Annotated in this window: 13 protein-coding genes; 7 read left to right on the top strand and 6 right to left on the bottom strand. The window is 52.5% G+C overall.

Annotated features, from left to right (window positions below; all coding sequences use genetic code 11):
• The first annotated feature begins 121 nt into the window (after nt 1–121).
• Nucleotides 122–772, top strand: a complete 651-nt coding sequence (gene nth, locus NTH01S_RS03020) for an endonuclease III (RefSeq protein ID WP_068169347.1) — start codon at nt 122–124, stop codon at nt 770–772.
• A 173-nt stretch (nt 773–945) separates the two neighbouring features.
• On the opposite strand, the gene NTH01S_RS03015 is transcribed toward nth, so the two are convergent.
• The gene (locus NTH01S_RS03015) at nt 946–2,004 is read right to left on the bottom strand and encodes an SDR family oxidoreductase (RefSeq protein ID WP_068169266.1); all 1,059 of its coding nucleotides are present in this window, start codon (nt 2,002–2,004) and stop codon (nt 946–948) included.
• Nucleotides 2,005–2,077: 73 nt separating this feature from the next.
• On the opposite strand from NTH01S_RS03015, the gene NTH01S_RS03010 reads away from it, so the two are divergent.
• Nucleotides 2,078–2,479 carry a helix-turn-helix domain-containing protein gene (locus NTH01S_RS03010; RefSeq protein WP_068169262.1) on the top strand — a complete coding sequence of 134 codons (402 nt, stop codon included), beginning with the start codon at nt 2,078–2,080 and terminating at the stop codon, nt 2,477–2,479.
• A gap of 195 nt (nt 2,480–2,674) precedes the next feature.
• Here the strand turns inward: NTH01S_RS03010 and NTH01S_RS03005 are convergent, their stop codons facing one another.
• Nucleotides 2,675–3,109, bottom strand: a complete 435-nt coding sequence (locus tag NTH01S_RS03005) for an SRPBCC domain-containing protein (protein ID WP_169802034.1) — start codon at nt 3,107–3,109, stop codon at nt 2,675–2,677.
• 129 nt (nt 3,110–3,238) lie between these two features.
• Between NTH01S_RS03005 and NTH01S_RS03000 the strand changes: the two genes are divergently transcribed.
• Complete coding sequence (locus NTH01S_RS03000; protein WP_068169256.1) at nt 3,239–4,108, top strand: LysR family transcriptional regulator; 870 nt, start codon at nt 3,239–3,241, stop codon at nt 4,106–4,108.
• A 231-nt stretch (nt 4,109–4,339) separates the two neighbouring features.
• Here the strand turns inward: NTH01S_RS03000 and NTH01S_RS12040 are convergent, their stop codons facing one another.
• Nucleotides 4,340–4,480, bottom strand: coding sequence for a hypothetical protein (locus tag NTH01S_RS12040; protein WP_245642092.1), 141 nt, complete (start codon nt 4,478–4,480; stop codon nt 4,340–4,342).
• Between the two features lie 117 nt (nt 4,481–4,597).
• Between NTH01S_RS12040 and NTH01S_RS02995 the strand changes: the two genes are divergently transcribed.
• Together NTH01S_RS02995 and NTH01S_RS11535 are read left to right on the top strand one after the other, a co-directional pair.
• Entirely contained in the window at nt 4,598–6,004 is a 1,407-nt protein-coding gene (locus NTH01S_RS02995) for a M20/M25/M40 family metallo-hydrolase (RefSeq protein WP_306307468.1), read from the top strand.
• Between the two features lie 392 nt (nt 6,005–6,396).
• The gene (locus NTH01S_RS11535) at nt 6,397–6,618 is read left to right on the top strand and encodes a helix-turn-helix domain-containing protein (protein ID WP_084366906.1); all 222 of its coding nucleotides are present in this window, start codon (nt 6,397–6,399) and stop codon (nt 6,616–6,618) included.
• A 78-nt stretch (nt 6,619–6,696) separates the two neighbouring features.
• On the opposite strand, the gene NTH01S_RS02990 is transcribed toward NTH01S_RS11535, so the two are convergent.
• From NTH01S_RS02990 to cysG, 3 genes are all read right to left on the bottom strand, one after another.
• Nucleotides 6,697–7,629 (bottom strand): hypothetical protein, encoded by a 933-nt coding sequence (locus NTH01S_RS02990; protein WP_157070843.1) that lies wholly within the window; start codon nt 7,627–7,629, stop codon nt 6,697–6,699.
• Nucleotides 7,630–7,743: 114 nt separating this feature from the next.
• Nucleotides 7,744–8,691, bottom strand: coding sequence for a glutaminase (locus NTH01S_RS02985; protein ID WP_068169249.1), 948 nt, complete (start codon nt 8,689–8,691; stop codon nt 7,744–7,746).
• A complete protein-coding gene (gene cysG, locus NTH01S_RS02980) occupies nt 8,688–10,112 on the bottom strand; it encodes a siroheme synthase CysG (RefSeq protein WP_068169246.1) in 1,425 nt (474 codons plus the stop codon). Before cysG ends, NTH01S_RS02985 begins: the two co-directional genes overlap by 4 nt.
• A 198-nt stretch (nt 10,113–10,310) precedes the next feature.
• On the opposite strand from cysG, the gene NTH01S_RS02975 reads away from it, so the two are divergent.
• On the top strand, nt 10,311–10,913 hold the full coding sequence (locus tag NTH01S_RS02975; protein ID WP_245642087.1) for an HD domain-containing protein: 603 nt from the start codon (nt 10,311–10,313) through the stop codon (nt 10,911–10,913).
• Between the two features lie 12 nt (nt 10,914–10,925).
• Entirely contained in the window at nt 10,926–11,861 is a 936-nt protein-coding gene (locus NTH01S_RS02970; protein WP_068169243.1) for a glycosyltransferase family 2 protein, read from the top strand.
• Nucleotides 11,862–12,398: the final 537 nt, after the last annotated feature.

Raw genomic sequence — 12,398 nt, 5'->3', positions numbered from 1 at the left:
CCAAGACGATCTGCTCGGCACGACATAATTAACGTGACAGCACCTAGCCCAACCGCATAAAATCCCCTTCATGGCCAGCCCGACTAAAAGCCCAACACCCCGCACGCGCACATCAAAACCCATGACCCTGAAAGCCGTGGATGCCTTTATCCGCGCGCTCGCCGCAGCCAACCCTAATGCTGAAAGCGAGCTGATCTACAACAATACGTTTGAGCTACTCGTCAGCGTAGTGCTTTCCGCTCAAGCCACGGACGTTTCAGTCAATAAAGCCACACGCGCCCTATACGAACGCGCACCAGATGCAAAAAGCATGGCGTCCCTCGGCGAAGATGCCATTGGCGAATATATCCGCACCATTGGCCTATGGCGCAGCAAAGCCAAAAACGTCGCCCTGCTGAGTGAACAACTTCTCACCCTTTATAATGGTGACGTCCCCTCTGACCGAGAAGCCCTTGAGGCCCTGCCCGGCGTGGGGCGCAAAACCGCCAATGTGGTCATGAATGTCGCCTTTGGCGCTGACACAATGGCCGTGGACACGCATATTTTCCGTATCGGAAACCGTACTGGCCTCGCCCCGGGCAAGACCACACGTCAAGTCGAAGATGGCCTCGTCAAACGCATCCCAAAAGATCTGCTCCGCCAAGCCCATCATTGGCTTATTCTCCACGGACGTTATATCTGCAAAGCACGCCGCCCAGAATGCTGGCACTGTACCGCCACAACATGGTGCACCTACCCCGACAAAACCCACGACACGTCCAAAGCTGGATAGTACAGTTCGATACTCGGTGTGGGCGTCGAGGATGCTTTGACCCTTTCGGAAGATGGGCAAACAGATCATTATCCTATCAAGCGAATACGCTGTTCGTGCAGCGGACTTCCGTCAGATGACGCCTTCCCGTTGCGGACGCATGCATATCCAACAGGATCAACACCCACTTGTCTTTAACGAGATCCTTTTCTCTCATCATCGGGTAGCCACCCATTCGTTCGAAACCAGGCGATCTCGTCACACAAAGTTTCCGCAACTGGACGAAATATCAAACCTAACTCAGCTTCGCTCTTGGCTACGCTGAAATGCGACCGTTCGTTTTCAGTCGATAAGGCACGGGCGGTGGCCCAACTGAACAAGACTGGTTTACGGGTCAGACACGCCTTGATCTCGCTGAGCATTGCAACTGTATAGAGCATGGCCAGTGGCAGCCGCCTCGAGGGGACTTCAACGCTGAGTGCTTCCCCAATTAACGGTAAGAGTTCTTTCATCGTAAAATGTCGACCGGCGGCAAGGTAGCGTTCGCCTCGACGCCCCTGCCGATGCGTTATGATCATCGCCTTCGCTACGTCACGTGCATCGACCAGACTGACTGACCCTGGCGGCACACCGGGAAGCTTTCCACGCGCTACGTCGAGGATTGTTTGCCCGGCAGAGGTCGGCCCCATGTCACCGGGACCATGCATCCAGCCCGGCAAGACCATCGCAGCCCAAAAATCGGAGTAGCGGTCGAGGAAGCCTAACACTTCCTGATCAGCGAGGATCTTGCTGCGATAATAGTCGTCGGCATGGCGCTCATCGCGCAGCATGGTCTCGTCAACGACCTTACCACGCGGTCCACGCAATACAGCGATCGAACTGGCATGCACGAAACGACGTACACCTGCAGTATAGGCCCGCTCCAACAATGCACGCGTCCCCATTACGTTGGCAGCGTGCAGCTTCGGCCAGTGACGTCCTCCGGTATAGGAATCACGAAAATAAGCGGCAGTGTGGAAAATCACGTCAACGCCTACCAATGCTGGTGCAAACGCTTCCACATCGAGCATGTCGCCGGTAACGATCTCGATGGTCAATCCATTGAATTGCTGTTTTGCTTTCTCCGGTGAACGGACCAAAGCACGCACACGAAAGCCCTGCGCAAGCAACGCACGCACCAGATTATTGCCTAGCAGACCGGTCGCACCAGTCACGAAAGCAAGCGGTGTCTGACTAGTTGAAAACTCATTCATGTCAAAAGCTCCATAAAAAGGAGCTTTCGTCTATAAGTGTGAACCATGGTTCATAGTCAAGGACAAGAAGCCCATGCTGATCGGAGAATTTTCAAGGCGAACCGGGCTCGGTATCTCAACGATCCGGTTCTATATTCGCAAGGGGTTGCTTGCGCCTGAAGCCGGGCAGTCGGGGGGGCGTAATCCATACGCACAATTTACAGAACGTGATGTGCAGATCGCCGCGATGATCCGTTTCAGTCAGTCCCTAGGTATGTCACTCAAGGAAATCTCCAGTGTCAAGGACGAGATGCAGCAGGCCGGCATATCCCGCGAACGCACCGTGGAACTGATGGACTTGCAGTTGCAGGTGATCGAACTCAAAGCCAAAGATCTGAGGGTTATGGCCGACTACCTGCGTACCAAACGTGACTGGATTGCCGCTGGAAAGCCTGGCGACGAACCGACACTGGCCTGTGACGCACTATCTCGTTAAAAAATTATCGCACGCTCGGTCATATATCCGAAAGGAAAAAGAACGATAACATCGACCTGACGTGAGAAAATTTATCGCCTGCTCCCGCCTATCGTCTCAGACCCTCCAAGAGCAAAAGACCATCCCCTGGAACGCACATAAACCATCATCATGATAATCTGAAATCGGCACGATATGTGATCGCAACAATGATTATCATGGCATTTCCGCCTGGATCTTAAGGGCCTCATTCATTTTGGTAAATTCAACCCGCACTTTCTCCACATCGTAAAACCAGAGCATCATCCCGTAGAATGTTTCGCTTTGTCGGAGCAAAGACCCGTGTTGAGTTCGCATGACTTCGAAATCATGCACCCCTGTGAACAATCCCGGCACACCCCAGAGCCGCCCTATCCATTGCAAACGTTGTCCAGGCAGAACCGTAACGACTCTGGGCTTGAACACCACCCCGCCGCTCAGGCATATTCTGAGTTTCTGACCGACCACCAACCGCCCTGTCAGTTCACGGATGAATGGGTTCCAGGACGGATAGGCCGTAATCTCCGTCAACACGGACCATACACGTTCAGGCGAAGCTCTGATCTCAATCTGCGTCTCAATTTTGCGCTGTGGGCTAAGTAATTTGGCCACTATACGTCCTTCCATATGCACAAAAACACAGCCCGGGCATATCTCCGTCTGTTTGTCATATCGGAAGTATAGGAGCTCCATTAGGTACACTCTATTGCCAATCATGGCAGAATAGATCTACATTTTTGTATGGATAAGATCGACTGGCACCTTTGGCAAAGCTTTGCCGCCGCATATCATGCGGGCTCCCTGTCCGGAGCAGCGCAGGCCTTGGGAACGACGCAGCCGACAGTCAGCCGGCAAATCCACCAATTGGAAATCATGATTGGTCAATCGCTCTTTTCGCGATCGAGATCGGGACTTGTGCCAACCGATCACGCCCGCGCCTTAATGCCAATGGCCGCCTCTATGACCAATCAGGCACATGCCCTCGAACGTTTAGCGAAGTCCGCTAGTGCCACCCAAACGACCACGCTAACCATCACCGCCAGCCAAATCACCGGCACGATGGTCCTTCCATCGATTCTGGTAACTTTTCTCGATGCGCATCCGGCCCTACGCATCACGCTCTCCCTCAACGATACTGTCGAGAACGTGCTCGAACGTGACGCCGATATAGCCGTCCGTCATACAGAACCGACCCAACAGGAACTCTGGGGGCGTAAAATTGGCTTTGTGCCTATCAAGTTATATGCCCACAAAGACTATGTGAGTCGTTATGGTTTTCCGTCTGACCTGCCGGAACTATCCGGGCATCGTTTGATCGCGTCTTCCATCCATTTACGGCGCCTGACTGAACTGGGCTTGCAACCCACTTTTGAATGTAGCGACGATGCTGGCTTACTTGCAGCCCTGCAAGCGGGCGTGGGCGTTGGGTATTGCCAAGCCCCCGTGGCGTCGGAAGACCCAAATCTTGTGCCTATCCTGCCAGATTATATCCCGGCCACGTTGCCTTTCTGGATTGTGACACATCGCGACCTGCGCGGCGTTCCCGCCGTGCATAGCTTGATGCAGCATCTGGGGAAGGCTTTGGACGTTTATTGCCGACGCGCAATGTAAGGTTTTACCTAATTTTAGGCGAACCGCGCCAACTCCCGCCTATCGTCTCGGGCATTGGAGTGTAGCTCTTTTCTTTCCCAAAAGCGGATTTGGTGCGTGGCATACAAGGCTTAGTCTCCGATAATTCCCACGCAGGCGCATCGCTTTTTCCAGATTGCGGTACGGAACCAATAGCAGGGTATGGCGCACTAGTCGCATGAGTGATACGATTCCGGAATGACACAGCATCGCTCATCTCTGCTGGCAAGTATTGCCGCTACCTGCTTCTTTGTCTTCCCAGTCATTGGCAAGGCCGCTCCCGTTGATACCGCGCCGATCAACCCGGCGCACCTGTCCGAGACGATCCGCGCACTTGCCTCCGACGGCTTCCATGGGCGCTCGCCCGGAACCGAAGGGGAGAAGGTGACGGTCCCGTATTTGATCGATCGGTTCAAGGCACTCGGCCTTGCGCCTGGGGGAGATAAGGGCGGCTGGACGCAGAACGTCCCGATGCTCCGCACAAAGCCGATGCCCGCGATGACTGTACGCCTCAATGTGCCAAACGGAAGTCGTTCGTTGGTTCAGTTCAAGGATCTCTGCCTCTTCACCGTTCACCCCGAGAATCATCAGTCTCTCGACCACGCGCAGCTTGTGTTCGTAGGATATGGCGTGCATGCGCCCGAACGCGGCTGGGACGATTTCAAAGGCGTCGATCTCAAGGGGAAGATCGCGGTCATCCTTATTAATGATCCCGATTTCGATGCTTCCGCCGGTGAAGCGGTCGCAGGTAAGTTCGGCGGGAGGGCCATGACCTATTATGGCCGCTGGACTTACAAATATGAAGAAGCGGCACAGCGGGGCGCTGCCGCCGCCATTATCGTTCACGACACACCAGGCGCGTCCTATCCATGGGCGACGGTCATCGCACCGGGTGCTGAGGAATACGCGCTTGAAGATCAGGGGGATAAAGAAGCACCACCCATCGCCGGCTGGATTCAGGGTGATGCAGCGGCCGCACTGTTCAAAAGCGCCGGTCAAGACCTGACTGCTCTCCGGGTGAAGGCCCGTTCACCGGATTTCCGTCCGGTCCCGCTCGACGGGGTGAGCCTGACAGTGGATATGCCAGTCGCCGTCTCACATCTCGTCAGCCAGAACGTCATTGGGAAAATCGTCGGCAAGACGCGTCCGAATGATTCCATCCTCGTCGGAGCACATTGGGACGCATTCGGTGAGAGCCAAGATGCTGCCGGTCACACGATCATCCGGCGCGGTGCAAATGATGACGGCGCGGGCATCGCGGCGGTGCTCGAAGTTGCCCGGGCCTTTGTCACAGGGCCACGCCCGGATCGCACACTCGTCTTTGCCGCTTGGACCGGTGAAGAGCGAGGGCTTCTCGGCTCCTCTTGGTACGCAGCGCATCCGCTTTTTCCCATCGCTACGACAGTCGCGAACGTGACGTTCGACGTGCTCCAAACGGCAGGCCCGGCTCGCAACGCGTTCATCGTCGGTGCCGGGCAGGATCAGTTACAGGATGCATTCGCGGCAGCAGCGAAGATGCAGGGCCGCACCACATCTCCCGAGGCCGAGCCGGAGCGAGGCGCATTTTACCGAGCGGATCACTTACCGTTTGCGCGTCTCGGCGTGCCGGTTCTGCCCATCATGGGCATGAGCGGAGATTACGACCTCGTAAATGGCGGGGTAGCGGCAGGGGCGCGTTGGGCGGCCGGATACCGGCGCTGCTATCATCAGCCTTGCGATGCGTGGAGCCAGACTTGGGATTTGCGCGGCGCGGCTCAGGACATCGCTGCTGCGTGGGCGGTGGTACATCATCTTGCCTTTTCCGACACGTGGCCGGGTTGGTCCGCCGGTTCAGAATTTGCAGCGATCCGCGCTAGCTCGAACGCAAGCCGGCGTTGATGGGGTAAGGCGGTCGAGGCAGTATTTCTATCGGCTTCCGGCGTTGACTTACCATGGGCTTGTGACAGAAGCCCCGCTCTTTGGAGCGAGAAGTCAATTTGCTCTGGATTCTTGCGTAGAATGGCCTGTCCACTGCCTAGTACTTGGTGCCTGATACCTCTAGGGCGATCTGGAGCCCCCGTTCGAACCACTATAACAGGTAGAAATCGTGGCTGCCGCGCTGGATCTCTAAGTCTCGGGCATCGAAGTTAATATCGGCCACTATACGTCCTTCTATATGCACGAGAAATACAACCCAAGCATATCTCCATCTGCTTGTCATATCGGAAGTATAGGAGTTCCATTAGGCACGCTCTATTGCCAATCATGGCAGAATAGATCTACATTTTTGTATGGATAAGATCGACTGGCATCTTTGGCAAAGCTTTGCCGCCGCATATCATGCGGGCTCCCTGTCCGGAGCAGCGCACGCCCTGGGAACGACACAGCCAACAGTCTGCCGGCAAATCCACCAGTTGGAAATCATGATCGGTCAATCGCTCTTTTCGCGATCGAGATCGGGGCTTGTGCCAACCGATCACGCCCGCGCCTTAATGCCAATGGCCGCTTCATGAATACATTCCCGGGGTGGGGCGCGTCAGTCGCTCCCACCACCTTGATTAAACACCACCCAAATAATAGAATTACAATTTTTATTTCAAATACAAAGTATAATTTCCAAAATCAACGATTGCGTGATGAGATATTAAGAAATCCGCGCCTAACGCTCCACCTTCAGAATTATTACCCTGCTCTGGACGAGATTTTTTCTGATACGCGTAAATATCTTCTATTAATCCATCTTGGCTCTCTGCCGCCTTCCACGAGCCAATTTGTATTGCAACAGGCTTTCCTAAATAATAATTATTTTCCACTGCACCGCTCGGCCCGCCTGAATCTCCAGCCACCGCACCCAAAGGCACACCAGATTCCTCTGCAAATTTGCTATCAATAATAAGGCTAGCAACCATACTGACGACCATTTTTTTTGTAATACCGTTTATTGTGACCGGAAGGTAATATTTTCCGCTTTTAATATCATGATCCATCTTAAACGCATGATAGTCTATCGACCTGATTTTCTTCTCAAGACGTACACTTTTATTAATATCCGTATTTAAATAAATCTCACGATCAGGAAAATCCACAATTACATTATTTTGTGATATCCATTTCAAACCAAGCATTCCGGTTCCATCTGCCGGAGTTTCAAATACTGAAACAGGTTGGTTGAGCCAAGTATTTTGACCCACCTGAAATGATGGTAAAATCCCTTCATCTCGCCCTAATGCGCTAATTTTTCCTGATTGCTGTATTCCATACGCCCCAACGTGAGAACGTAATATTACGTCAGCACTTTGCGCGGTCGAATGATTAATTTGCATATAAAAATCAGCATTAGCATGCACCATCATGTGATAATGCACTCTTCCTAATTTTATGGGGATAATGGGACGGTTCCCCGAAACCTCCTGTAATAAAAAAGGAAAATGGTCTGCTTTTAATGGAATATTTTTTGTACTTGCATAAGAATAAACTGGATGCATGATCAGTGATAAAACTGAAAGAAAAATGATATTTCTCATTTCCTGATAAACCTAATTCATTACTTGGATACGGATGATTTTATAGAAGACAATCTATCTATTAAAATAATAATCTATTTCAATAATTCATTTATTACCTATTGGTAATGCCCTCTAAACCGTGTGGCCACAAGCCCGAAACACATTCCACCCCGTTTCCTGCACCAAGCGCTCCAACGCCAAAGTCCCCAACAGAGAATTTCCCTGCGCATTCAATCCCGGCGACCATACCGCAACCGAGGCTACACCCGGCGTAATAGCCAAAATCCCACCGCCAACACCCGATTTCCCAGGCAAACCAACACGAATAGCAAAAGCACCTGAGCCATCATAATGGCCACACATCATCATCAAAGCGAGGACCGTTTGTGTCTGCCGAGTTGACATAACACGCTCTCCCGTCAGGGGGTTTACTCCCCCCGTCATGAGATACGCCCCCATCTCCGCCAGTTGACCACAACTCATCGTCAACGCGCATTGATGAAAATAAAAATCGAGCGTCTGCTCCACAGGATTCACGATATTATCGAAATTCCGCATGTAGTTCCCGAGGGCCAGATTACGAAACCCCGTCTGCGCTTCTTGCTGAGCCATCTCCCGATCAACCATGACCGATGCAGGGTCACGCGCCAACGGACGCAAAAGGTTTAGCAGCGCATCCTCAGCGCCCGTTCGCCCGAAGCACGATACCAAAATATCCGATACAACAATCGCCCCGGCATTAATAAACGGATTCCGGGGAATACCGTGCTCACTCTCAAGCTGAATAATCGAGTTAAACGCACTCCCTGAGGGCTCTTGCCGCACGCGCTGCCATAAGCCGTCACCCACAGCATCCAGAGCCAAGGTCAGGCCAAAAACCTTAGAGACACTCTGAATCGAAAACGGCTCATCCGCATCACCAAAACGATGGAATGTGCCATCCGCCTCAACAACAGCCATCCCAAATTTGGACGGGTCCACACAAGCAAGCGGCGGAATATAATTGGCCACCGTTCCGCGTTCCACTACCCCCCGCATCTCATCAACAATACGCGGCAAAATATCTTGCAATGCCGTCATGACCCGCTCTCCTCAGGAGACAAAACCCGATGGTCCACCACCTTGCCAACAATCACTAATGCGGGAGAGGCAACACCGGCCTCCAGCGCCAAGCGCGGCAATGTCCCCACAGTTCCCATCAAAACGCGCTGATCGGGTTGCGTACCACGCTCCACAATAGCGGCAGGCCAATCATGCGGTAAACCGTGCTCACACAGCCCATCCATCGCACGCTGAAGAGATGAAATACCCATATAAATCACAACCGTCTGCCGGCGATCCGCCATGTCCTCCCACGGCAGATCCAAAACCCCATCCGCTTTGGCATGGCCCGTCACAAATAAACACGCCTGCGCGCAATCACGATGTGTGAGCGGAATACCGGCATAAGCCGCACAACCACTTGCCGCCGTGATTCCCGGTACGACCCGGAAACGTACCCCTGCCTCCAGCAAAGACTCAATTTCTTCACCACCACGACCAAAGATAAAGGGATCCCCACCCTTCAACCGTAAAACACGCTGCCCCGCACGCGCATGGCGCACCATCTCTGCATTGATCTCAGATTGTGGGAGAGTATGCCGATCACGCTTTTTACCGACGAAAATCAATTCAGCATCCCGGCGAACACGGCCCAATAAAGCCGCAGGCAACAAATTATCATACAGCACAACATCCGCATTCTGCATGTAGTGCAGCGCCTTCAGCGTTAGCAAATCTGGGTCCCCAGGCCCCGCTCCAACAAGCCACACTTCTCCCGCCCGACCATAACCATCAAGCAAACTCTGTAAAACACAGTCAGCCCCGACGTGATCTCCAGCGCGTGCAGCATCAGCCCCCGGACCATCCAAAAAATCTTCCCAAACACGCTTCCGGTCTTGCGTTTCTGGCCAGCGCGCTGAAACACGCGGCCGCCGAGACTGCATATACTCTGCCAAACGCCCTGTGCCTTCAGGCAACCATGCCTCAATTTCTTGACGCAAGCGCCGCGCCAAAACTGGCGCGCCACCCGCCGTCGCAATCGACACACGCACCATACCACGCCGCACCTGCGCTGGCGTAATAAAGGTCGAAGGCTCAGGGTCATCCACTGCACATACCGGAATACCCATGCGCTCTGCCATCGCCGCTACCACGCGGTTCACCGCCCGATCATCCGTCGCTGCATAAACAAGGCGACACCCCGGCATTAAACCCTCCAGAAGCGCCTCATCAACACGCCCACCAACATGGAGTGCCTGCCCAGAATCAACCCATTCCTGCACACCCGGGATCAACCGATCCGCCACAATCTCAATACGCGCACCGTGATCTAACAGGAGCCGCCCTTTATTAATGGCCACTTCACCGCCACCCACAAGCAACACACGTGCCCCTTCAATACGCACCGAAATCGGGAACCATCCCGTTTCAATCGGGGAAAGGGGTTTATCAGCGTCCATCTCGTCCATCAGTCTTGCAAGTCACGGTCTTTCTCTCACTATACACAGCCGCTCAGCCGCGCAAAGGAGCACAAGAAACACCCCCTTAGCCTTGCCGTCTTCGCCCGGGTCAGATACCTCATAAATATAAGAATTTTATGGCGTGTCATTACTACTCACTATGCCACCACCCACAGTACAGCACGCCCAAGGGGACCCATGGACGCGACCAATACCGCAGACAGCCACATTTCTCAGCATAGCATCGAGAAAAGACTGACATTCCTGCGCGAAGCTTCGCGCCTAAAAGACGTACTGCGCCGGGCCTATACGCTCAATGGCTTGCCTGAAAGCACCGCAGCGCATAGCTGGGGCTTATGCCTCATGGTTATGACATTCGCAGACCAGCTCCCTCCAGAAATCGATCTTACAAAACTCTTCAAACTCTGCATTCTACACGATCTCGGTGAGGCTATTCACGGCGATATTCCCGCAACCTCACTCACCGCATCTGCCACCAAAAGTATGCAAGAACGCACCGACCTACTGACCGTCATGGAAACCTTACCGGACGACCTTAAAGCCGATTTTTTAGCCCTCTGGGATGACTACGAGAACGCCACCTCACCCGAAGCAAAACTCGCCAAAGCCTTCGATAAACTCGAAACCATCTCCCAACATATCAACGGCACCAACCCTGACGATTTTGACCACCGCTTCAACCTGCATTACGGCCGAAAATACACCGATGGCACCCCACTCACCCGCACCATACGGGCCCTCTTGGATGAAACAACCACGCGCCTCAGCGCCACGCCTTAAGGCCTGACCACTATGAACCAGCCCCGCATCGCTGTCCTTATTCCGTGCTATAATGAAAGCGTTGCCATCGGGCAGGTCATCCAAGACTTCCGTCGCGCCCTGCCAGACGCCCCAATTTATGTCTATGACAATAACTCGACCGACAATACCATTGCGGTCGCCCAAGCGGCCGGTGCCCTGATCCGTACCGAAACGCTTCAAGGCAAAGGACACGTCATCCGCCGCATGTTCGCGGATATCGATGCTGATTATTATATCCTCGTCGATGGTGACGCCACTTATGAAGCAGCCGCCGCCCCACGCCTCCTCGCCCTAGCACAAAGCCAAGGCCTGGATATGGTCAATGCCGCCCGTGTGACTGATCAAAGCAGCGCGTATCGGCGCGGCCACGTCACCGGAAACCGCGCCTTAACCGGTATCGTCACCCATATTTTCGGACGCCGCCTTACCGATATGCTGTCCGGCTATCGGGTCTTTTCCAAGCGTTTCGTGAAATCTTTCCCCGCCTTGTCATCCGGCTTTGAAACCGAGACAGAACTCACCGTGCATGCTCTTGAACTCTGCATGCCCATTGGGGAGCTCCCCACGCGCTATAGCGAGCGCCCTCCCGGTTCCACCTCAAAATTACGCACCTACCGCGACGGCTTTCGCATTTTAAAAACAATCCTCACCTTAGTGAAGCAAGAACGCCCCGTTCTTTTTTTCAGTACGCTAGGCTTTTCTCTCGGCCTTCTTTCTATCGCCCTCGGCGCTCCAGTCATCCTGACCTACTTAAAAACAGGTCTCGTCCCGCGCCTACCGACCGCCCTACTCTCCACGGGCCTGATGACACTCTCCGCCCTATCATTCACCTGCGGCCTCATTTTGGACAGCGTCACACTCGCGCGCAAAGAACAGAAGCGAATGATTTATCTCTCTTACGCCCCGCCCCCACACAACATAATGTAACCATATATTATATTTTATATTAATAAATAAAAATTCATAATAAACTACTCTATTTTTATCAAAATCATATTAATGTAATTTCTTCATAGATATATTTTTTTATACAAATTATATGAAATAATTATAATTATACTTAAGTATTACAATTAATTTTTTTAAAAAAAATAAACGAAATAAAAATCAATACCTAAATAAAACCTTCACATAAATCATGTTGTTTTTTTTAGTCTCCTGAAATATCTCAAACACACCGCACAGGACGTTATGAAGACATAAGCAATAAGTAATGTTTATCTGTCTTCAAATTGAAATGTGCAAACCAGACAACAACTCGGAAAAATTCGATGCATATAAAAAAATATATGTACATGTCTTCTGCGGCATTACTTTGCTTCACTTCAGCCAATGCTGAAAATATACATAAAAATCAAAAATTATCACAAAACAATACACAGAAAACGATACAAAACCCTTCTGCAACACCAAACAAAACAACAACCACCCCTGCCAAAGCACGTTCAGGCGGGCTAGAGGATG

The sequence above is a fragment of the Neokomagataea thailandica NBRC 106555 genome (assembly GCF_001598495.1).
In the GTDB taxonomy this organism is placed as follows: Bacteria; Pseudomonadota; Alphaproteobacteria; order Acetobacterales; family Acetobacteraceae; genus Gluconobacter; species Gluconobacter thailandicus_A.
This window is presented reverse-complemented; position numbering and strand designations above follow the sequence as displayed.